The 22341-nt window shown below is 49.7% G+C and carries 15 protein-coding genes and 4 pseudogenes; 8 read left to right on the top strand and 11 right to left on the bottom strand.

The genetic code is table 11. The features are described from left to right. Window positions 1-25 precede the first annotated feature (25 nt). The 3 genes from thiI to ezrA are packed head-to-tail and all read right to left on the bottom strand — an operon-like array spanning window position 26 to window position 4090. Entirely contained in the window at window positions 26-1228 is a 1203-nt protein-coding gene (thiI, locus tag CW734_RS07895) for a tRNA uracil 4-sulfurtransferase ThiI (protein ID WP_101190080.1), read from the bottom strand. Next, window positions 1225-2337: a cysteine desulfurase family protein gene (locus CW734_RS07890; protein ID WP_101190079.1), complete on the bottom strand. Its 1113-nt coding sequence runs from the start codon at window positions 2335-2337 to the stop codon at window positions 1225-1227. Before CW734_RS07890 ends, thiI begins: the two co-directional genes overlap by 4 nt. Window positions 2338-2395: 58 nt before the next feature. Continuing rightward, window positions 2396-4090, bottom strand: coding sequence for a septation ring formation regulator EzrA (gene ezrA, locus CW734_RS07885; RefSeq protein ID WP_101190078.1), 1695 nt, complete (start codon window positions 4088-4090; stop codon window positions 2396-2398). A 150-nt stretch (window positions 4091-4240) separates the two neighbouring features. Between ezrA and hisJ the strand changes: the two genes are divergently transcribed. After that, window positions 4241-5041, top strand: a complete 801-nt coding sequence (gene hisJ / locus CW734_RS07880; RefSeq protein WP_101190077.1) for a histidinol-phosphatase HisJ — start codon at window positions 4241-4243, stop codon at window positions 5039-5041. 29 nt (window positions 5042-5070) lie between these two features. Continuing rightward, entirely contained in the window at window positions 5071-5550 is a 480-nt protein-coding gene (locus CW734_RS07875) for a GAF domain-containing protein (protein WP_101190076.1), read from the top strand. A gap of 41 nt (window positions 5551-5591) precedes the next feature. Here the strand turns inward: CW734_RS07875 and megL are convergent. After that, a pseudogene (megL, locus tag CW734_RS07870) lies at window positions 5592-6793 on the bottom strand (methionine gamma-lyase). Window positions 6794-7150: 357 nt separating this feature from the next. Between megL and rpsD the strand changes: the two are divergent. Beyond that, window positions 7151-7753, top strand: coding sequence for a 30S ribosomal protein S4 (rpsD, locus tag CW734_RS07865; protein WP_101190075.1), 603 nt, complete (start codon window positions 7151-7153; stop codon window positions 7751-7753). Between the two features lie 163 nt (window positions 7754-7916). Next, a pseudogene (locus CW734_RS07860) lies at window positions 7917-8727 on the top strand (helical backbone metal receptor). Window positions 8728-8791: 64 nt separating this feature from the next. On the opposite strand, the gene CW734_RS07855 reads toward CW734_RS07860, so the two are convergent. Both CW734_RS07855 and tyrS read right to left on the bottom strand, forming a co-directional pair. After that, complete coding sequence (locus tag CW734_RS07855; RefSeq protein WP_101190074.1) at window positions 8792-9340, bottom strand: general stress protein; 549 nt, start codon at window positions 9338-9340, stop codon at window positions 8792-8794. 130 nt (window positions 9341-9470) lie between these two features. Continuing rightward, window positions 9471-10734, bottom strand: a pseudogene (gene tyrS, locus CW734_RS07850) (tyrosine--tRNA ligase). Between the two features lie 358 nt (window positions 10735-11092). On the opposite strand from tyrS, the gene CW734_RS07845 reads away from it, so the two are divergent. Continuing rightward, on the top strand, window positions 11093-14107 hold the full coding sequence (locus tag CW734_RS07845; RefSeq protein ID WP_101190073.1) for a transglycosylase domain-containing protein: 3015 nt from the start codon (window positions 11093-11095) through the stop codon (window positions 14105-14107). Window positions 14108-14141: 34 nt separating this feature from the next. On the opposite strand, the gene acsA is transcribed toward CW734_RS07845, so the two are convergent. Continuing rightward, on the bottom strand, window positions 14142-15863 hold the full coding sequence (gene acsA, locus CW734_RS07840) for an acetate--CoA ligase (protein ID WP_101190072.1): 1722 nt from the start codon (window positions 15861-15863) through the stop codon (window positions 14142-14144). Between the two features lie 166 nt (window positions 15864-16029). Here acsA and CW734_RS07835 point away from each other — a divergent pair, with 166 nt between their 5' ends. The 3 genes and pseudogenes from CW734_RS07835 to CW734_RS07825 all read left to right on the top strand — a co-directional run bounded on the left by CW734_RS07835 (window position 16030) and on the right by CW734_RS07825 (window position 18469). After that, window positions 16030-16662 (top strand): GNAT family N-acetyltransferase, encoded by a 633-nt coding sequence (locus tag CW734_RS07835; protein WP_101190071.1) that lies wholly within the window; start codon window positions 16030-16032, stop codon window positions 16660-16662. A 19-nt stretch (window positions 16663-16681) separates the two neighbouring features. After that, window positions 16682-17320, top strand: a complete 639-nt coding sequence (locus CW734_RS07830; RefSeq protein WP_058381120.1) for an acetoin utilization AcuB family protein — start codon at window positions 16682-16684, stop codon at window positions 17318-17320. Continuing rightward, a pseudogene (locus CW734_RS07825) lies at window positions 17317-18469 on the top strand (acetoin utilization protein AcuC). Before CW734_RS07830 ends, CW734_RS07825 begins: the two are co-directional and overlap by 4 nt. A 115-nt stretch (window positions 18470-18584) precedes the next feature. Here the strand turns inward: CW734_RS07825 and ccpA are convergent. The 4 genes from ccpA to CW734_RS07805 all read right to left on the bottom strand — a co-directional run bounded on the left by ccpA (window position 18585) and on the right by CW734_RS07805 (window position 22341). Next, entirely contained in the window at window positions 18585-19583 is a 999-nt protein-coding gene (ccpA, locus tag CW734_RS07820) for a catabolite control protein A (RefSeq protein ID WP_101190070.1), read from the bottom strand. A gap of 195 nt (window positions 19584-19778) precedes the next feature. Then, window positions 19779-20864, bottom strand: coding sequence for a bifunctional 3-deoxy-7-phosphoheptulonate synthase/chorismate mutase (locus CW734_RS07815; RefSeq protein ID WP_101190069.1), 1086 nt, complete (start codon window positions 20862-20864; stop codon window positions 19779-19781). Between the two features lie 248 nt (window positions 20865-21112). After that, entirely contained in the window at window positions 21113-21442 is a 330-nt protein-coding gene (gene ytxJ / locus CW734_RS07810) for a bacillithiol system redox-active protein YtxJ (protein ID WP_058381123.1), read from the bottom strand. Window positions 21443-21459: 17 nt separating this feature from the next. Continuing rightward, a complete protein-coding gene (locus tag CW734_RS07805; RefSeq protein WP_101190068.1) occupies window positions 21460-22341 on the bottom strand; it encodes a YtxH domain-containing protein in 882 nt (293 codons plus the stop codon).

Genomic DNA, 22341 nt, shown 5'->3' with positions numbered 1-22341 from the left:
AGCCGGGCTTTTCTGCTAAATCGGATTACAGCAAGTCTTCGAAGCGCTGTTGTTTCTTTCTCGGGAATTCGATGATCTCGCGTTCTGCTACCGCTTGTTCGATCATTTCGTCGAACGAGACAAAGCTTTCATAATGCTCTACTTTATCCGTTTTCGGTTTCGTTTTCGGGTTGGCTGGCGTGAAGATCGTGCAGCAATCCTCATATGGCCGGATGGAAATATCGTATGTGCCGATCGCTTGTGCCGTTTCGATGATTTCGAGTTTGTCCTGTGCGATCAAGGGGCGCAAAATCGGCGTCGTCGTCACGGCGTTGATCGCCTGAAGGCTTTCAAGCGTCTGGCTGGCGACTTGGCCGAGGCTTTCACCGGTGATGATTGCTTTGGCGTCCGTTTTTGCGCGCACGGCATCCGCTATGCGCATCATCATGCGCCGCGTGGACGTCATCGTGATATTATCCGGCACCTGTTTATGGACTTCCTGCTGGATTTCGGTGAACGGGATGATATGCAAAGTGACAGGGGATCCGAAGCCGCTCAATTTCTCCGCGAGATCGAGCACTTTCTCTTTTGCGCGTTCTGTCGTAAACGGCGGGCTGAAGAAATGGATCAGTTCAAGCCTTACCCCGCGCTTCAGCATATGATAGCCGGCAACGGGGCTGTCAATGCCGCCTGACAGCATCAATAGCGCCCTGCCGCCTGCGCCGATTGGCAAGCCGGCTGCGCCTTGGATCGTTTCAGCCATCATATAAGCGGCGTCTTGGCGGATTTCGACATTCAAATCGATGTCCGGATTTTTCATCGCGACTGTCAGTTCGGGCGTATTGCCGAGTACATAACCCCCGATCGTGCGCATGATCTCCGGCTTTTCGTAGGGAAATTCCTTATTCGGCCTTTTGACGGAAACTTTAAAGCTCTTGTCCGCAGTGTCCATCTTACTGACAATCGACAAAGCGGTATGCTTCATCTCATCCAATTCTAGGCTAGTCTGTGTCACAGGGCTGAATGACTGGATGCCGAATACGTAAGGCAAGCGAGACAAAATATCTTCCATGCCTTGTTCATCGTCGCAGAATAAGAACATCCGGTCGCGTTCTGCTTTGATGCGCAATGTCGGCGTGCCTGCGAACAAAGTCTGTATATTATTGCGGAGCCGTGAGATGAACGCTTTCCGGTTGCGGCCTTTTGTCGACAGCTCGCCGTAGCGGATAAGTATTTGATTGGTTTTCATGATTGTTCGACTCCTTTGATCAATTGATGCGCTTTATGGAAACGTTTCTTCAATTCGCTGATGTCTTCATGGGTGGTCATAGCGCCAAAGCTGATGCGGATTGTGCCGTCACGGTATTCGCGCGGCAAGCCGATTGCTTCAATGACGTGGCTTGCCTGCCTATTCTTGGAAGAACAGGCGCTCGAAGTGGAAACGATGACGCCTTCTTGCTGCAAGGCACCGACTAAAGTCTCCCCGCGCATGCCAGCGATCGCCACAGCCAGGATATGCGGCGCTGCACCGGATGGGCTGACGATGTAAATGTCTTTGTATCCAGCGAAAAAGCTGCGCAATTCCGCATTCCATTCTAGATGATCGGGGTTTGGTGTTGCAAGGCGCAATGCTTTTGCCAATGCTGCAGCATTCGGAACCGAGACCGTGCCACTGCGAAGTCCGCCTTCTTGGCCGCCGCCGAACAAGATTGGTTCGAGTTCCGCCTTATGGACGGCCAAAACCCCGCTGTTCTTCAACCCATGAAACTTATGTGCAGAGACGGTTAGTAAATCGGGCATCTCTTGCTCGCTTAGTGGCAGTTTACCGGCGCCTTGCACGGCGTCAACATGAAACAGCGCCCGGTGGTTGTTAAGCATGCGCCGAATGTCTGCCAGCGGATGGATCGTGCCGATTTCATTATTGACTTGCATCAGGCTGACGAGAATTGTATCTACCCGAAGCGCCTGCTGCAGGTCAGCGAGATCGATCGCGCCTTTTCTATCGACTGAAAGCAACGTGATTTCAAATCCTTCTTTTTCGAGTTGCTTCAACGGTTCCAAAACCGATGGGGGTTCGGTTTTGCACGAGATGATGTGCCGGCCTTTTTCTTGATTGGCATGAGCGGCCCCCCGAATCGCCAGGTTATTCGCTTCGGTGCCGCCGGATGTGAAAATTATTCGCCCATAGCCGAGCAGACCCTTGATCTGGCTGCGCGCCGACTCGAGCAAGTCTTCCGCTTGGTTTCCCAAGCGATGAAGCGATGCCGGATTCGCGAAATAGCGGCTGCTCGCCTTTACATAGGTTTCGAGCACTTGCGGGTCGGGTTCGGTCGTTGCGCTATTATCCAAATAAATCATTTGCAATCCCTCCGAAAAGAAAACCACCAGCTTATCTGCTGGTGGTTTCGTTATTTTCTTAGTCCTTATCTTTTACGAGCACTTCAATGCGTTTCATCGAACCGGGTTCGAAATTCTCGACAGCCGTCGCCGCTTCTTCGAGCGCTTTCGTATAGCGCATTTGGCGGAACGATTCTTCCGCTTCCAAAAGATGGGCGTGAAGCTGTGGATTCGTCTTCCGGTAACGGTTTCCGTACTGGATAATGCGTTCCACCAGCAAGACGTTTTCGACCATTTCTTTCGCTTTGATCTCCACATCCGTAATGCTAGTTTCTGCTTGCTCCATGTAATTATCGACTAGCTTCATATTAAGGGGCACTTCGCGAAGCGCGCGCATCGCAACAAACAAATGCTCTTCTGCTTCCTCGAGGCGGACATCCATGTCTTCCGGAATGCCCGGGATGTTCGCTTTATGCAGCATGCGGTCCGTTTCCTGAAGGCGGCGCCTCAATTCTTCTACATGAATACGGGCTTTGTTTTCCTCAACACGCAGGTTTTTCAATGCATCGGTGAAGTCCATCTGTGTGGAATCGACGATCGTCAAATCTTCACGGATGTGCATCAATTCGTCCTGAAGGCTCGAATAGGCGGATTGGTCTTCTTCCAAGCGGTTCGCCAATAATTCAAAGCGCTTTGCAAGCTGTTCGACTTTCTCTAAGCAAGTCTTCGGAATTGCCGCTTCTTGGACCGTGATTTTATAGCTGTGCTGCACATAACGGCTTTCTTCTTCCAGTTCCTGGGTATCGCGCGCAACCACTTGCAGGTGGCGCTCTGTGTCCATCAAATGCTGGTCGATATAATGTTTTGCCGCCACTTCTTTTTCAAGCAGGTCGTACATGGCGTCGATCCGGTCTTTAATTTCGTCGACTTGGTTTTTGCTATCGGTTACTTCTAAAGTTTCCAGTTGTTTTTTCAAGACAGCCAGCTCTTGCTCGATTTCTTCGATTTTCTCGGTCAACCCAAGATGGTTGAGGTAATACGACTGCTCTTCCATCTCTTGTTTGCCTTGGCGCAGTTGAGTCAAATCCTGCGGAATCTTCTCATCGATTTCCGTCAGCATCATCGGGATATCGTCTACCAGCATAAAGGCTTGTGCGCTGTCAGCCGACAAATTGATGACCGTCTCCCGTGCTCTTAAGTAATTGCCTTCTTCCGTCAACTGGTCGTATTCCTCGAAGCGTTGGACAAATGATTCCAAGCGCTTCTCAAGCGGCCCGGCAGCCGCGCCGTACGAAGACTTATGCGCGAGCAAGTTTTTGCGGGCGCGAACGTATTTATCCTGGATTAGATCCATTTCGCTGCGGTTCTTCTCTTCACTGCCGATCAACTCGTCCAGTTCCGCGAAAATGACCGCGATTTGCCGGTCGGCATCATCTATTTTCACTTCGGCTTGTTTTTCGAGTTTGGAAGCTTTCGGGAAATTAAAACGTTTGATCGATTCTTCTGCGTCATAGAGTGTTGCGTCTATTTTCGGGATATCGACATCCATGATTTCGTCCCATTTATTGCGCCAGCGCTCGAACATTTCTTCTGTCTGGCCATTCAAGTTTAATTGTTTCACTTTAGTAAGTTCTTCCATAATTGGTTTCTCTTTTAGTTGCAGTTTCAGTTGTTCCAGACGCTCGATTTCCGCATTGTGTTTTTTTCGAAACACCATGCCGATGATAAGCAGCGCCAATAGAATGATGACCGCAATGATGATATACTCCATCATAAGTCATTTAGCCCCCTGTTCCAAATACATTACCGGTTACATAAGTATGTTTAATGATTCTTTTATTTTAACATGTATTCTACTCTTTTGTTTGCCAAATTAGAAGAAAACAGGGAATAATTTTATCAAATTGAAAAGATGGTGAACTTTATGAATAAACGCGATGGCCATATCCACACCCCCTTCTGCCCCCACGGAACAAACGACCCGTTCCATGCTTATATCGAAAAAGCGGAAAAAAATGGATTCTCAGATATCAGTTTTACCGAGCATGCCCCTCTGCCTGCCGGCTTTACAGATACGACGCCCGATCAAGACAGCGGCATGGAGCTGGGCGAATTGAACACTTATTTCGAGGCGCTCGATGATGCGAAAGCGCAAGCTCCGGACATGCGGATCCGCAGCGGCTTGGAAGTGGATTTTATCCAAGGCTTCGAAAAACAGACAGCTCAATTGCTCGAACAAGCCGGGCCAAAACTGGAAGACGCCATTCTGTCGGTCCATTTCCTGCGCTATCAGGACCGCTGGATCTGTTCGGATTTTAGCCCGGAAGTGTTTATGGAAGTTGCGAAAGACATGGGTTCGGTGCAGGCCGTCTATGATCTCTATTATGATACGGTCGAAGCTTCCATATTGGCGGACCTCGGCCCCTATAAACCGAAACGCATCGGACACCCGACTTTATGCCATAAATTCCAGCACGTCCATCAGGAACAGATCGATGACGATGCCCGCATCCGCAAGATCCTCAGAATGATCAAACAACACGGCTACGAACTGGACGTCAATTCCGCAGGGCTGTCAAAACCAGGCTGCCTGGAATTCTATCCGCCGGAGCCTTATATCGCCTATGCACGAGAACTCGGCATCCCGCTCGTCTTCGGATCTGATGCCCATAGTGCTGAAGGCTTGCACAAATACGCAGATCGCTTTTATACTGAACACTATTAAATAGAAACTTTTAGAAATGAGATGATTCCATGTTTGCTACATCTACTTATAGCGGCACACGCGAAGAACAATACAATCTGCTCAACAAACAATTGGACGCCCTGCTTGCAGGCGAGCCGAACCGCATCGCCAATTTATCGAACGCTTCCGCATTGCTTGGCCAATTCCTCGACCGCATCAATTGGGTCGGATTTTATTTGATGGAAGAGGGCGAGCTTGTCCTCGGCCCATTCCAGGGAATGCCGGCTTGTGTCCGCATCCCGGTCGGAAAAGGGGTATGCGGTACGGCCATCGACAAAAACGAAACAATGCTCATTGATGATGTCCATGCTTTCCCTGGCCATATCGCCTGCGACGCAGCTTCCCGTTCGGAAATCGTGGTCCCACTATTCAAAGACGGTGAAGCTTACGGCGTGCTCGACATCGATAGCCCGGAACTTGCCCGTTTTACGGAAGAAGATCGCATTGGACTTGAAAAGTTTGCAGAAACATTATTGAAGCACATCTAAACGCATGAAAGATCCCGGCAGATTGTCTGCCGGGATCTTTTTTAGATTTCCTGCAAATTGGATTTGATTTGCGCGAAAGCCTGCTCAAGATCGGCCATTAAATCCTCGACGTTCTCAAGCCCGACCGACAAGCGCACAAGTGAATCGCTAATGCCCATCCTTTCCGCTCTTCCGGAGGTACGACCGCGTGGGTCATCGTTGCCGGATGCTGGATTAAAGTTTCGGCATCCCCAAGGCTTACGGCAATCTTGATGAGCGACAGGGCATTCAGAAATTCCTGCGCCTGTTTTCCGCCTTCTAGCTCGAACGAGATCAATCCGCCGCCGCGGCGCATCTGGTCTTTGGCAATCGACATTTGCGGGTGCCCCGCATCAAATGGATACAAGATGCGCTTGACCGCCTGTTCGCCATGGAGAAACGAAACGATCTTTTCCGCATTGTCGATATGGCGGTCCATCCGCACATGCAAAGTCTTCAATCCACGGATCAATAGCCAGGCATCGAATGGCGACATGATGCCCCCGAAATCTTTTTGGACGGTCATGCGGATCAATTGCATCTCATCCGCATCCGCCCCGACGAGTACCCCGCCGATGACATCGCCGTGGCCGTTTAAATACTTGGTCGCGCTATGGAGCACAAAATCAGCGCCGAACTCGAGCGGATTTTGCAAATACGGCGAACTGAAGGTATTATCGACCACCACCCGCAAGCCATGTTTTCTGGCGGCCGCTTCAACCGCGCGCAAATTGACCAGTTCCATGGTCGGGTTGATCGGCGTTTCGACGTAGATCACTTTTGTCTCCGGCCGGATCTCCTGCTCAATTTGCTGTTGTGTCGTCATCGCAATGAGCGAATGCGTAATGCCGTACTTTTCTTCCATGATTTCCAATAAGCCGAATGTGCAACCGTAAATCCCACGTGAACACAGCACATGGTCGCCTGCTTTCGTCAAATGGACAAGGATCGCACTGACGGCAGCCATCCCCGACCCAAATGCCAGCGCGCCTCCCCCTCCTTCGATTTCCGCCATGCGCTGTTCCAAGACGCGCACTGTCGGATTGCCGAGGCGCGAATAAATATTTCCGTCCTGTTCCCCAGCAAAACGGGCTTCTCCTTGTTCTGCATTCGCGAACGAATACGTAGACGTTTGATAAAGCGGCGTAGCCAAACTGTCATGATGCACAGAACTGTCATAGCCCTCATGGATTACGGCCGTTTCAAACTTCTTCTTTTGTTTCATCATCCATACACCCCTCGCTATAAATAGAAAGCGCTTACATTTACAACTATCTCCATTTTACTCTGAGGACGCAAAAAAAGAAAGCGCCATTTCTGCGCTTCTTGCCCATTATCCATTGACTGCCGTAGTTCATATCGGTTATACTAGCCTTTGTGTAAAATAATCGCAGCAGTTGTATGTGCGGGTTTGCCCATTTTGTTCCTTGTGCAGAAAAGCGTAATGCTTTCATCTGCCCAGAGGTGTATCGCGTAACTCTTGGCTGCTGAGCGAAGGTACATGAAAACAAAATGGCTTGCAGCATGAATACATCTGGTTTTTATTTTACTCTAAAAACCAAATTAGAGGAGGAGACTCACTATGTCTCGTTATACAGGTCCAGCATGGAAACTGTCACGTCGCCTTGGAATTTCTTTGAGCGGCACAGGTAAAGAACTCGAAAAACGCCCTTACGCACCAGGTCAACACGGTGCTAACCAACGCCGTAAAGTTTCTGAATACGGTTTGCAATTGCAAGAAAAACAAAAACTACGCTTCATGTACGGAGTTAACGAACGCCAGTTCAAAACTTTGTTCAACAAAGCTGGTAAAATGGAAGGCAAACACGGCGAGAACTTCATGATCTTGCTTGAAGCACGCCTTGACAACGTCGTTTACCGCCTCGGCCTTGCGCGCACTCGCCGCCAAGCTCGCCAATTGGTAAACCACGGCCACATCCTTGTTGATGGCAAACGCGTAGACATCCCGTCTTACGCTGTAAAACCAGGACAAACAATCGCTTTCCGCGAAAAGTCCAACAACCTTGATGTTGTGAACGAAGCGATCGAAGTAAACAGCTTCGTTCCAGAATACGTTTCAATCGACGCTGACAAAAAAGAAGGCACATTCGTCCGTCTCCCAGAGCGCAGCGAATTGTCTGCTGAAATCAACGAACAATTGATCGTTGAGTTCTACTCACGTTAATCGATTGACGAAAACCCTCCAGGTTCGCCTGGAGGGTTTTTTCTATGGCGTTTATTTCGCGAGTATCTTTTCAGCCTTTCGTTTGAAAAATGCCAGGTTCCCCTGGTTTCGTCGATTCCTTTCTCGAGCTGTGCTAAACTGAATCCATAAAGGAGGCGTCTTTATGCGAATCGTATCCATTTGCCCAAGTAATACCGAACTGCTCGCTTTTGAATGCCGATCATTTGCTGGTCGGCGTCGATGATTATTCCGACTGGCCGAAGAGCATCGAACAGCTTCCGCGTCTCGGACCGGATCTGTCCATACGCATGGATGAAGTCGAAACCCTCGCACCGGACCTTGTACTGGCATCACTCAGCGTGCCCGGCATGGAGAAAAATATCGAAGAGCTCGAAAAACGCAAGATCCCGCACCTCATCCTGGACCCGCAATCGCTTGCGGATATCCGCCACGATCTGGAGACGGTGGCCGAAGCGATCCATTTTGACAGCTCGCCTGTTCTCGCGGAATATGACGCAGCGATCGCGGAACTGAAAAAACGCGGCGACAGCGCCACTTCCTCCCCGTCCCTGTACTGGGAATGGTGGCCAAAACCTGTGTTCACCCCAGGAGGCGTCAACTGGCTCAGCGAAATCAGCCGGCTGGTGGGCGCCCGCAATTGTTTCGAAGATGAGGAAACTGCGAACATCCAAACAGACTGGGAAGCCGTGAGACAACGCGAGCCAGATTTTATCCTTCTTGCTTGGGTCGGCATCATGACCTCGAAAGTCAAACCGGAACTTGTCTTGAAACGCCCCGATTGGCAGTCGATGAAAGCGATCGAACAGATCCATGTCATGGAAGAGGCTTTGTTTTGCCGCCCGTCCCCTAGGCTGATCGAAGGGGCCATCAAGCTCGGCAAACTGGTCCATCCACAAGCATTCGAGGATTTCCCGCTCCCTTCCTTCATTAAAGAAAAACAATCGCATCTATAAATCCAAAACCTTAAAACCCCCGCGGCGCATAACAGCGCCGCGGGGCTTTTTCGTCTATCCAACTTTACAGCCGGTCGCGCCCCGGCCCGGCATCACCGCGAATATTTGTTGAGCGTTCCGTGTCGATCAACGGATCATCATTTTCTGTAAACCGGTCCACATCATTGCGGTCGGGCTGTTTCGCTTCATCGTCTTCCACTAGTACGAGTATCCGCCCTTCCTTGAACTGGGCTTCATAGCTTTTGGCTTCGTCTTCCGGGACGCCGAGACCGATCAAGGCGCCAGCTATCCCGCCGACGCCTGCTCCCGCTGCTGCTCCTGCTAAACCGGCTGCGATCGGTCCGGCTGCTACGATCGGCCCGATGCCCGGAATCGCCAGCGCCCCAAGCCCCGCCAAAACGCCGCCGAGACCGCCGAGCGCGCCGCCAGTAGCCGCGCCGGCTGCTGCTCCTTCGCCGGCTTGTGTACCGGTTTCTTCGGTTATATGCTCCACGTCTCTTTTATCTTTGCTGAGAACCGAAATGTCTTCGTCGCGGTAGCCTTGCCGCTGAAGATCTTCTATCACTTCCACCGCTTCCATTTCCGTACCGTAAGATCCGACAACTCGTGACATGTTCTTCGTCCTCCTTTTAATGGTTTAGAATCCTGTTGATGTGCCTAGTGATTGTCTTTCCCCGTCGAGGGAGCGTTAAACCTTCGCCTGCACGCAAAAAGCCGCCTGCATGTGCAAGCGGCTTTCGGGTTTAAACGAAATGGATCATATGGTATTTCTTCTTGCCACGCCGGACGATCGCGAATTCGTCATCCAGGCGGTCTTTTTCATCGACGACGTACTCGAGGTCGCGGATTTTCTCGCCGTTGATGGAAATCGCACCGTTCGTGATATCTTCACGCGCTTGGCGTTTTGAAGGAGACACTTTGCCATCAACGATCAAATCAACGATCGGCTTCGCTTCTTTTGGCATTTCGACAGAAGGAACGTCTTTGAAAGCCGCCTTCATTTCATCTGCACTCAAGCTTTTCAAATCGCCGCTGAACAAGGCTTTCGTGATGCGCTGTGCATCCGCGAGCGCTTCTTCCCCGTGGATGAGCTTGGTCATTTCCTCGGCGAGAACAGTTTGCGCTTTTCTGAGATGCGCTTCCGTTTCAACGCTTTCTGCAAGGGCTTCTATTTCTTGTCTTTCGAGGAACGTGAAGATCTTCAAGTATTTGACGACATCCGCATCCGCCGTGTTGATCCAGAACTGGTAAAACTCGTAAGGGGAAGTCTTTTTGGCATCGAGCCACACTGCACCGCCCGCTGTCTTGCCAAATTTCGTGCCGTCCGCTTTTGTCACGAGCGGGATTGTGATGCCAAACGCTTTCGCTTCTTCTTCGTGCGTCTTACGGATCACTTCAAGGCCAGAGGTGATATTGCCCCACTGGTCCGACCCGCCGATCTGAACGCGGCAATTGTATTCATTGTAAAGATGGTTGAAGTCGATCGCTTGGATCAAGGTATAGGAAAACTCGGTGAACGAAATTCCTCCTTCAAGACGCGATGCGACCGAATCTTTCGCCAACATGTAATTGACGGAAATCAATTTGCCGAAATCGCGCAGGAACTCGATAACGCTCATGCCGCCGATCCAGTCACGGTTATTGACCATTTTCGCACCGTTCTCCGTCTGGAAATCAAAGATCTGTTCCATTTGCTTTTGATCGAATCGACATTGCGGTCGATCTGTTCCGTTGACTGCAATTGGCGCTCTTCGTTGCGTCCGGAAGGATCCCCGATCATGCCGGTTGCTCCGCCCACCAAAAGGATCGGGCGATGGCCGTGCAATGGAAACGACGCAGCGTCAAAAGCGGCACGATATGTCCGATGTGCATGCTGTCAGCAGTCGGGTCGACTCCGCAATATAATGAAATCTTTTCCTGGTCCAACACTTCCGCCATGCCTTCTTCGTCTGTTTGCTGGTACAGAAGCCCGCGCCAGTTTAAATCGTCGATCAATGAATTCGTCATGTAAATTTCCTCCTTTTCTGCTTCGCCTGATTGCCGGGACACAAAAGCCCCTGCATGAAATTCATGCAGGGACGCATATGCGCGGTACCACCCAGCTTGGAGGACGCATCCTCCCACTCGAATGTGCCAGACGGGGCACTTCCGCAAACTCAGGCCTGTAATTCGACGCATGCATTTTGGCCGGTTCGCACCTTCCACCGGCTCTCTGGTTTCAAAATTGCATGCCCTACTGCGGGCCGTTCTCCGTTTGATTATGAAGATTCTATACTGTAGTGTACTTGAATCCTAAAGATTGTCAATATCTTTCGTTTCAATTATCGGATTATGCTATAATGAAAAGATTTTAGGAGGGGATAATGTGCAAGATAAATTAAGAAGATGGTTATTGAAGGCAGAGGAAACAACCGATAGATGGACTTCCCATAAGTGGTTCAAGCGTTTTAAAATTACCACGGGAGTCATTTGGAATTTGGCAATCATTCTAGCTATTATACTGGTGGCAGGCGGCGTATTTGCCGCATCGGCAGGAGCTGGCTATTTCGCTTCACTGGTGGACGAAGAACAGCTGCGGACCGAAGATGAAATGCTGTCGGACATCTATAGTTATGAAGAAACTTCCCAACTGTACTTCGCCGACAATACGTATCTTGGCAAATTGCAGACCGATCTTGACCGAGAAGAAACCACTTTGGAAGATGTCTCCGACGTGGCCATCGACGCAGTCCTGGCTACAGAAGATGAATATTTTTATGAACATGAAGGAATTGTCCCGAAAGCGATCATGCGCGGCTTGTTCCAGGATGTCTCCAATTCAGACAGCCAAACCGGCGGATCGACTTTGACGCAGCAATTGATCAAAAACCAAATTTTGACAAATGAAGTATCTTACGAGCGAAAAGCGAAAGAAATCCTCCTGGCCATGCGCCTTGAGAAATTCATGAACAAAGAAGATATCATGGAAGCTTACCTGAATATCATTCCATATGGCCGAAACTCGGCAGGCATGAATATCGCGGGAATCGAAACGGCAGCAAAAGGCATATTCAATGTGCCTGCAAGCGAGTTGAACTTGCCGCAGGCAGCATTCATCGCCGGAATCCCGAAAGCGCCTTTCAGCTATACACCATACGGGCCCGGCGGTACGCCTAAAGAAGGCGAAGCTTTAGAACCTGGCCTTAACCGCATGAAAACAGTGCTGTACCGCATGCTTGAAACGGGCTATATCACGGAAGCGGAATATCAAGAAGCTTTGGAATACGATATTGTCGCTGATTTCCGCAAAGATGAAACCCGTTCATACGAAGACTTCCCATTTGTGACAGCCGAGCTTGAAAAACGAGCCACCCGCATCATCATGGATGTATTGGCGGAACAAAACGGCGTAGATCCCGAAACACTGAAGCAAGACCAAAACCTTTATGAGGAATATGCGATTCTCGCAGACCGGGCCGTACGGTCGAACGGCTACCGCATCCATTCCAGCATCAATAAAGAGTTATATGTAGCGCAAGAAAACACACAGAAAGCCTACCAAGGATACGGCACGACTTTATCTGAAGATTATATTGATGAAGACGGCGAAACGCAAACCCGCCAATTGCCCGTACAAGTCGGCAGTGTCACATTGGAAAACGATACCGGCCGTATCTTGAGCTTCGTCGGCGGGCGTGACCACGAAATCGAGAACTTGAACCATGCAACGCAAGCTTACCGTTCGATCGGTTCGACGGTGAAGCCATTGCTAGTCTACGGCCCCGCACTGGAAAATGGCGTAATCGGCGCAGGCAGCCCAGTAGTCGATGTGAAGTTCACCATGAACGACAACGGCAGTAGCTACGAACCGGCAAACTTCATCCCGACAAGTGAACAAGGCATCATGCCGGCACGCGATGCACTCGCGCAATCCCAAAACCTTCCCGCTTTGCGTTTGTTTGCACAAATGCGTGATGAGATGCCGATCCAATACATGATCGACAACGGCTTCTCCCGCGTTGATGAAAACGATGGCGTCGTCTCAGCAGCACTTGGCGGCGGCATCGAAGGGTCGGTGGAAGAAGTCGCCAATGCCTACGCCACCTTAGCTAACGGCGGCAAGCATATGGAAACGACCATAATCGATAAAATCGAGGACGCAGACGGCAATGTCATCTATGAACATGAGGCCGAGGCGAAAGACGTTTTCACCCCTCAAGCTTCTTACGTATTGACCGATATGCTGCGCGATGTCTTCAAGACAGACCGCGGAACGGCAAACCGTGCAAACGGCATGCTCAAATTCAATGCTGATTTTGCAGGCAAGACCGGAACTACACAAGAAACACGCGACGTCTGGCTCGTCGGCTACAACCCTAACATCACGATGGGCGTCTGGCTCGGCTATGACAAGGAAAAATATTCGCTGGATAATTTCAGAAACCAGAACTTGCAGCCATCCGTCCGCGTCAACCAATTATGGGCGAACTTGATGAATACGACCTATGATGTTGCTCCTGACGCAATCGGTACCGGAGACAAATTCCAGGAACCTGACGGCGTCGTCACCCGCTCGTTCTGCGGCATTTCAGGCTACGCACCGAGCGATGCTTGTAAAAAAGCAGGTTTAGTCCGCTCCGACTTGTTCATCGCTGACATCATGACACCGAAAGACGGCGATGACAGCTTGAGCAGCGGATCGTATACGACCATCAACGGCAAACGCTATGCTGCCCTATCGAATACGCCAAGTGAATTTGTATCAGGCGGCGGCCTCGGTGTCTCGGAAGAATATGTCGACCGCATGCTCGCTCCATTTGGCGGAGACGCCGGCAAATTATTCCCTGGTAGCTCCAGGTTCAGCAATGTCGTTTCCAGCGCGAAATTCGACGCAGACAGCGCAGCCCCTGCACCGGTCGGAACATCGATCAATGGGCGCACAATCACTTGGAGCGATTCCGCTTCGAACGATGTCGTCGGCTACCGTGTTTTCCGCGGCGGCAGCAGAGTCGCTTCTGTTTCCGAATCAAGCAGCAACTCCTATAACGCACCTGGCCCCGGCACATACACAGTCGTCGCCGTGGATATCACAGGCCGGCAATCGGCCGCATCCAATGGCGTGACGATCGAAGCGCCAAAACCAGAGCCGAAACCGGAGCCTGCACCGGAACCGGAAAGAGAAGAAACTCCGGCTCCATCTCAAGAAACTGAAAGACAGGAACCGGAAGAAGAGCCGGAAGAAGAGCCTGTTGAGGAAGAACCGGCAGAAGAAACTCCAGCTCCAGAAGAACCGGAAGAAGAGGAAGAAGCACCACCTGAAGAACCTGAAGAACCGGAGGAACCAGAAGAGCCGTCAGAACCTGAGACGGAGGCTCCGGAAAGTGAAGAAGACGCAGCATAATCAAAGCCCCTCTGCAAATGCAGAGGGGCTTTTTTTAATCTTCCATTGTGGACAAATCGCCAGTCGGCAAGTCCAATTCCCAAGCTTTCAGGACGCGGCGCATGATCTTGCCGCTTCGTGTTTTCGGAAGCTTGTCTTTGAATTCGATTTCACGCGGCGCTGCGTGGGCCGCCAATTCCTTCTTGACGAACTGGCGGATGTCCTCGATCAATTCATCCGAAGGCTCATGGCCTTCAACAAGCGCGACGAACGCCTTGATGATTTCCCCGCGCACAGGGTCAGGTTTTCCGATGACGCCTGCTTCAGCGATTGCCGGATGCTCGAGCAGCTTGCTTTCCACTTCAAACGGCCCGACACGTTCGCCTGAAGTCATGATGACGTCATCCACTCTGCCCTGGAACCAGAAATAGCCGTCTTCATCCATGTAAGCCGAGTCACCGGATACATACCACTCATCATTCAGGAAGTAGGAATCATACTTTTGCGGGTTATTCCAGATTTGGCGCATCATGGACGGCCAGCCTTTCTTGATCGCCAGGTTGCCCATTTGGTTTGCCGGCAATTCCTTGCCTTGGTCATCGACAATCGCCGCTTTAATGCCTGGAATCGGTTTGCCCATCGAACCGGGCTTGATAGCCATCGACGGGTAATTGCAGATGACCTGCGCGCCGGTTTCCGTCATCCACCACGTATCGTGGATCCGTTTATCGAACACTTGCGCTCCCCATTTGACGACTTCGGGGTTCAGCGGTTCACCGACAGACAGCACGTGGCGCAATGTCGACAGATCGTATTCTTTCACCAATGCATCCCCGGCGCCCATCAGCATGCGGAATGCTGTCGGTGCACTGTACCAGACCGTAACGCCGAAATCTTCGATCGCTTGATACCAGGCATCCGGAGAAAAGCGGCCGCCGAGAATGACCGTGGTCACGCCGTTCAGCCACGGCGAGAACACGCCATAAGCCGTACCCGTCACCCAGCCCGGGTCAGCTGTGCACCAGTAAATGTCCTGTTCCTGGAAATCGAGCACCCATTTGCCTGTCTGGTATTGCTGAACCATGGCATATTGTGCGTGCAGGACGCCCTTCGGTTTGCCTGTAGAACCCGAGGTATAATGAAGCACCAACCCGTCTTCTTTGTCGAGCCATTCGACATCGAATTTATCTGAGCAGGAATGAAGATGCTTCAGCACATCGATATGGCCTTCAGTTTCTTCTGCCCCTTCCTCCCCGACAAGGAAGATCGTCTTCAAATTCGGAAGCCGGTCTTTCGGGATGCGCGGGAGCAATTCCGGCGTCGTGATGATCGATTTAGCGTCACTGTCGTCCAGCCGGTCATAGATCGCCCCTTCCATGAATGCTTCAAATAATGGCCCGACAATCAAGCCCATCTTCAAAGCCCCGAACATGAGGAAATACAGTTCAGGAGAACGCGGCATGAAAATGAAAATGCGGTCCCCTTTTTCCAAATCGGAATGTGCTTTCAACAAGTTCGCCGCACGGTTCGTCATCCGTTTCATCTCATAGAATGTATACGTTTCATGGCGATGCTGGTCTTTATAATAGAGAGCGACTTTGTTCTTGCGGTCCGATTCAGCGTGACGGTCAATCGCCTCATGGGCCATATTGATCTTACCGGTTTTCGACCAGCTGAACTCTTTTTCAACTTCCGACCAATCGAAATCCGCCGATTGCTCTTCGTAATTATGTAAATAATGCTCCCCTGGTTTTGCTGGTAACGCTTCCACTTTCACATAAATCACCCTTTCCCTTTGTTTCTCTATATTCTACATCAACCTGGAAGGGAAATGCTAATAATTTTAATTCTTTAGAAAATACGGTGTATTTACCCAAGCAACTTTCTTTTCCTGACGACCTTCATGTATAATGAAGCTAATTGCAACCACAGGCGGTGAAATGATGGAACATAAGAAGACGTATAATGCGATGGAATTGAAAACGAAACACGGGCCACTCATCATCGAAGGGCCGGTCCCATCAAAGGAATTGAAAGAGCTTGATTTCCATGAAGATTTGGTCGCTTTCCGCCCACCGGAACAGCAGCATAAAGCCATCACGGAAATAGCGAATTTACCGGAAGGGCGCATTTTGATTGCGCGCGACCAGAACACGATTGTCGGGTATGTTACATACCTCTACCCCGATCCACTTGAACGCTGGTCCGAAGGAAAGATGGAAAACTTGATCGAGCTCGGGGCGATCGAGGTCATTCCGAAATATCGCGGTGCCGGTGTCGGCAAAGCACTGCTGCAAGTATCGATGATGGATGATGCCTTTAACGATTTCATCGTCATCACGACCGAATATTATTGGCATTGGGATTTAAAAGGAACCGGACTGAATGTGTGGGAATATCGAAAAATTATGGAAAAGATGATGCAAGCAGGCGGGCTTGAATATTTCGCTACTGACGATCCGGAAATCAGCTCGCATCCAGCCAATACGCTGATGGCGCGTATCGGTTCTCGCGTCGATCCAGAGTCAGTTCAGAAGTTCGACCAGCTGCGTTTCATGAACCGCTATATGTACTGATTACTAAAGGGGTGTTTGTATGTTAGTAGAAGAAATCATGAAGAAGGATGTTTTCACGCTGCGCTCAGACCAGACCGTCCAAGACGTGCTGGATCTGTTCGAAGAAAAACGGATTCGCCACGCGCCCATCGTTGATGACGGGAAAGTGGTCGGCATCGTCACTGACCGCGACTTGAAAGATGCCATGCCCTCCATGTTCACGGTATCCCCGAAAGGCGAACCGTATAAAAAGAAAGTATCGGAGATCATGACCAAAAATCCGATGATCGCCCACCCGCTCGATTTTGTCGAAGAAATCGCCTTGCTGTTCTATGAACAGAAGATCGGCTGCCTGCCGGTCGTTAGCCAAAACGAACTCGTCGGCTTTCTGACAGAAACCGACTTATTGTATACGTATATCGAATTGACCGGCGCACACCAGCCGGGCTCTCAAATCGAAATCAAAGTCCCTAACCGTTCAGGCGCACTCTATGAAGTGAGCAAAGTGTTCTATGAGCACAAAGTCAATGTATTGAGCGTACTCGTCTACCCGGATCGGGAAGACAATTCCAATAAGATCCTGGCTTTCCGTATCAAAACGATGAACCCCATTTCCATTATTGAAGATCTGCGCAAAGAAGGTTTCGATGTCTTATGGCCGAATCTCATGCAGGAATGAAAAAACACGCTGTCTTCATCTATTCAGAAGATCAATTGGGGTATAAATTTTCTGATACGCATCCGTTCAACCAAAAACGGCTCATTCTTACCATTGATTTACTTAGGGAAATGGACGCCCTTCCAGAGGATTTGATTGTGCCTGCACGGACTGCAACAGATGAAGAACTATTGCTCGCGCATGACCAGCGCTATATCGATATCGTCAAGAAAGCAAGCCGCGGCGAAATCACTCCGGAAGCCGGGGAAGGTTACGGCATCGGTACGGAAGATACGCCGATTTTTGAAAATATGCATGAAGCGAGTGCCCGTTTGGTCGGCGGCACATTGACCGCTGTCGACCAAGTGATGGAAGGCAAAGCCGAGCATGCCTTGAATCTCGGCGGCGGTTTACACCACGGATTCCGAGGAAAGGCGTCCGGATTTTGCATCTATAACGACAGCTCGGTCGCCATCCATTACTTGAAAGAGAAATACGGTGCACGCGTCCTCTATATCGATACGGATGCCCATCACGGCGACGGCGTGCAATGGTGCTTCTATGACGACCCGGATGTATGTACCGTGTCGATCCACGAAACGGGACGCTACCTATTCCCCGGCACCGGCAATATCAATGAACGCGGAAGTGGCCAAGGCTATGGCACTTCATTCAACTTCCCGATCGATGCCTTCACTGAAGATGAATCGTTTTTGGATATTTACCGGACCGCCATGCGTGAAATCGTTGAACATTTCAAGCCGGATGTCATTTTAAGCCAGAACGGTGCCGATGCACATTATTTGGATCCCTTGACCCATTTGAGCAGCACGATGGAAATCTACCGCGAAATCCCGAAAATCGCCCATGAATTGGCGCATGAGTTCTGCGATGGCAAGTGGATAGCGGTCGGCGGCGGCGGCTATGACATCTGGCGGGTCGTACCGCGTGCCTGGTCGCTCCTATGGATGGAAATGAACAGCCATCCTTTGCCGCACGGGAAGCTGCCTGAAGCATGGCTCAAGCGCTGGCAGCCCGAATCCCCTGTTCCCTTGATCGAGACATGGGAAGATCCAGAGAATATGTACAAGCCGATTCCGCGAAAAGAGGAAATCACCGAAAAACCAGCAAATGCTCGATAAAGCGCTGTATATGATCCGCAATCAATAAGCCACGCATGGTTTAGTCGGAATATTCCGCAGTTTGAATAAAAACCGCCCTTGCTTCAGGATTGATTCAATCCCGTCGCAAGGGCGGTTTTCAATGGCCAAAATTTTGTTTAAGCCTATTCGTGTTTCGTCGACTGCCGCTCTTCGAGACGATAAGGCAACACGACTTGGTTTTCTTCAATTTCTTCGTTGTTCATGTATTTTGTCAACAAGCGCATCGACACCGCGCCGATATCGTAGAGCGGCAACGCTACAGCCGTCAACATCGGGCGTGCCATGCGTGCAAGCTTCGAGTTTTCATACGTGATGACTTCTACATCTTCCGGAATCCGTTTGCCGAGCGCTTCCACTTGATGGATGACGCCGATCGACATTTCATCATTGCTGACGAAATACGCTGTCGGTTCAATCGATTCCAGTGTGCTTACAGCTTCCAGGCCTTCCTCGTATGTGTTATTGCATTCGACGACAAGGCGCTCGTCATAATCGAGTCCTGCTTCCTGCAATGCATCCTGATAGGCTTTCAGCTTATGTTCCCGGTTGATCTCGGACGATAAGGGGCCTGAAATATAAGCGATTTTCTTATGGCCGCTGTCGATGAATTTCTTGACTGCTTCGTAAGCCGCTGCATAATAATCGATATTAACGGAAGCGATCGATGCTGTATCATCGATTGAACCCGCCAATACGATCGGTGTCGGGGAACGCTGCATTTCCTTGCGCAATTCATCCGAGATGACATCGCTCATGAAGACAATCCCATCCACTTGCTTGCCGAGCATCGTTTCAAGCAATTGAAGCTCTTTGTTCGGATTTTGATCCGAGTTGGAGAGAATGATATTGTAGCGATACATCGTCGCGATATCTTCAATGCCCCGTGCCAGTTCAGAATACGTGCTATTGGATATATCCGGTAAAATGACGCCGACCGTTGTTGTTTTCTTGCTCGCCAATCCACGAGCTACGGCATTCGGACGATAGCCGAGTTCTTCGATCACTTTTAATACTTTTTTTCTTGTGGCTGGTTTTACATTCTGGTTGCCATTCACTACCCGGGATACGGTAGCCATGGAAACATTTGCCTCACGTGCCACATCATAAATCGTAACGGTCATTTTGCGCCCTCCTGTTCCATTCTTTCATTCAATGATACGATAACAGCTTTATGAATATCAACTCTTATTATGTAATGCAGCAGCGCTATTCGGGAAAGTTCATGAAACTGTCCATCTTTAAATACTTATTCCATGACCTTTTCCCGCTGCCTGCCTTTTAAAACACAAAAAAGCCGGAACGAGTCCGGCTTTTGCTCATACTTTCAATTCGTACTGCTTCATGAATTTCATCAATGAATCGTAGTATTCATCGAATTGCGGCAAACTCATTTGCTGCTGTGCGTCAGAAAGTGCGACTGCAGGATCTGGGTGGACCTCTGCCATCACGCCGTCAGCTCCGATGGCGATTGCCGCTTTAGCTGCAGGCAATAGCAAATCGCGGCGGCCAGTAGAATGCGTAACATCTACGAAGACCGGCAAATGCGTTTCTTGTTTCAAGATCGGCACCGCGGAAATATCCAGCGTGTTGCGCGTCGCTTTTTCGTATGTGCGGATGCCCCGCTCGCAAAGGATGATCTGGTCATTGCCGTTAGCGATAATGTATTCAGCTGCTTTGATGAACTCATCGACCGTAGCAGACATGCCGCGCTTCAAGAGCACCGGTTTGTTAATCTGCCCAACAGCTTTCAATAGTTCGAAGTTCTGCATATTGCGTGCACCGACTTGAACGACATCCAGGTAATCCAACGCTTCTTCCAGATGATGCGGTGTCACGATTTCTGTCACAACGCCAAGCTTATATTGATCAGCTGCTTTTTTCAGCATCTTCAAGCCTTCTAACCCTAGTCCTTGGAAATCATATGGCGATGTACGCGGCTTGTAAGCCCCGCCTCGAATCAGTTTCAAGCCTTTGTCGCTGATAGCTTGTGCTACTTGGTCAACTTGCTCTTGCGATTCAACAGCACATGGGCCGAAGATGAACGATGGTGTGCCTTCGCCGATGTTCTCGCCGTTGACGGAAACGACTGTGTCTTCCGCTTTTTTCTTGCGGGAAACGAGAAGTGCTTTGCGGCTGTCCTCTTCTTGCATATCGAGTGCCGATTTGAAGATTTCCTTGAAAATATGATCGACCGTCTTTTGATCGAGTGGACCATTGTTATTGTCTTTCAATAGATTAAGCATATGACGCTCGCGTAATGGATCGTACTTAGTAGCGCCTTGCTTTTCCTTGATTTTCCCGATCTCTTGGATCACGGAAGCTCTCTCGTTGATAAGAGAAAGAATTTGCAGGTTTACTGCATCCACTTGTTCTCTAAGCTGTTCCAATTCTGTCTGACTCATTCTCCACTTCCCCTTTCAAGAGTGACCCTATAATAGGTGTCATATTAACACGATATGACCATTATAAGCAAACTATTCAGCAAAGTCACGAAATATGTTTAGCGATTCAACGCGCTAAAGCGTTTTCACAAGGTGTTTCGAAGGCAAAATGTACGTGTGGCGGGGCGCACAGCCGTTTCAAGAAATATTTTTTCCACAGAAAAACGGATGGAATAAATCCATCCGCTCTTCCTATTATTGCATTTGGGCTAGGCGATGAATGCTTCCATCGCTTTGCTTTTGATTTTATTATGGCTCGCATGCCAGTCAACTTGCTCGCTGGCAAAATGGAAGAGTTGAGGCGATTCATGGCGAACCCCTGTTATTTCCTCGATAGACGTCGAAAGTTCTTTATCTTCCTGGACGACGAGATAAAGGAATAATTGATGGGGATGCAATGATGCATACTCTGAATATTCTTTCCATGCGCCTGCTGAGACCGGGCAAGTGCTGCTATGTTTCAACAGCCAATAATGCTGTTCATTGCCGACCGCTTGCTTAAGCTCATCCAAGTTTCTCACATGTACGAAGTTTTCCATTTCAACCGCTCCCAAAATTAATTCTTTTTGTTCTGATTGCTTTGTGGATTTGAAGATCCCTTTGTATTCGAGGATCCTTGTGAATTAGAAGATCCTTTAGCATTTGAAGATCCTTGTGAATTAGAAGATCCTTTAGCATTTGAAGATCCTTGCGAATTTGATGATCCTTTTGCAGATGAGGATCCTTGTGAAGATGTAGAGCCTTTAGCGCTTGAGGAAGATTTTGCATCAGCCGAGCCTTGAAGGCTTGCAGAAGCATTTGTGCCCGCTGACGTATTCGAGTCGTTATGGCTCGATTTGTTTTCTTCCTTCACTTCTTCAACCGCTTCTTTTAAAGCATTGGCTGTAGATGTGAACGCATCGTTTCCGGCTTTGTCGCCGTTATCGACTTTGTTTTGTACTGTCTCCAGCAATTCTACGCTTTCTTCACCTTCAGATGAAGCTGTTCCGTCATCCATCGGTGAATTGCTGCCTTTCATGTTCTTCACTTTATCGACCACTTTTGTCGACTGTTCTTTCAATTGCTGCGTGAAGCCAGGGCCATCATTTGAATCGCTTGAGTCCTTCGACTGCTGCGCTTTTTCTTTGATAGTAGTCGCTTGCGTCTTCAAGTCAGCTTGCAATTCTTTGCCTGCTTTAGGCGCGAAGAACAATGCTGCTGCCGCCCCGACAAGACCACCGACGATCATGCCTGTTAAGAAGCCTGATCCACCGTTCGATTCTTCGTAATCGTATAAATCGTCATAGCGGCTTGATGAACCGTATGATTGCGGTACGTATTGGCTTTGTTCGTATTGTCCGCCTTGGTCGCTGTATTTGCCGCCTTGCGTATAATACTCGCCATTGTACTGGGATTCATTATAATCAGGTTTCGAATAAGTATTTTTGTTTTTTCCCAT

The organism is Planococcus sp. MB-3u-03, from assembly GCF_002833405.1.
Classification (GTDB): Bacteria; Bacillota; Bacilli; order Bacillales_A; family Planococcaceae; genus Planococcus.
This window is presented reverse-complemented; position numbering and strand designations above follow the sequence as displayed.

Coding starts and splice junctions, on each gene's coding strand:
- thiI (WP_101190080.1), bottom strand. CDS start 1,228: ATGAAAACCAATCAAATACTTATCCGCTACGGCGAGCTGTCGACAAAA.
- CW734_RS07890 (WP_101190079.1), bottom strand. CDS start 2,337: ATGATTTATTTGGATAATAGCGCAACGACCGAACCCGACCCGCAAGTG.
- ezrA (WP_101190078.1), bottom strand. CDS start 4,090: ATGATGGAGTATATCATCATTGCGGTCATCATTCTATTGGCGCTGCTT.
- hisJ (WP_101190077.1), top strand. CDS start 4,241: ATGAATAAACGCGATGGCCATATCCACACCCCCTTCTGCCCCCACGGA.
- CW734_RS07875 (WP_101190076.1), top strand. CDS start 5,071: ATGTTTGCTACATCTACTTATAGCGGCACACGCGAAGAACAATACAAT.
- rpsD (WP_101190075.1), top strand. CDS start 7,151: ATGTCTCGTTATACAGGTCCAGCATGGAAACTGTCACGTCGCCTTGGA.
- CW734_RS07855 (WP_101190074.1), bottom strand. CDS start 9,340: ATGTCACGAGTTGTCGGATCTTACGGTACGGAAATGGAAGCGGTGGAA.
- CW734_RS07835 (WP_101190071.1), top strand. CDS start 16,030: ATGGAACATAAGAAGACGTATAATGCGATGGAATTGAAAACGAAACAC.
- CW734_RS07830 (WP_058381120.1), top strand. CDS start 16,682: ATGTTAGTAGAAGAAATCATGAAGAAGGATGTTTTCACGCTGCGCTCA.
- ccpA (WP_101190070.1), bottom strand. CDS start 19,583: ATGACCGTTACGATTTATGATGTGGCACGTGAGGCAAATGTTTCCATG.
- CW734_RS07815 (WP_101190069.1), bottom strand. CDS start 20,864: ATGAGTCAGACAGAATTGGAACAGCTTAGAGAACAAGTGGATGCAGTA.
- ytxJ (WP_058381123.1), bottom strand. CDS start 21,442: ATGGAAAACTTCGTACATGTGAGAAACTTGGATGAGCTTAAGCAAGCG.
- CW734_RS07805 (WP_101190068.1), bottom strand. CDS start 22,341: ATGGGAAAAAACAAAAATACTTATTCGAAACCTGATTATAATGAATCC.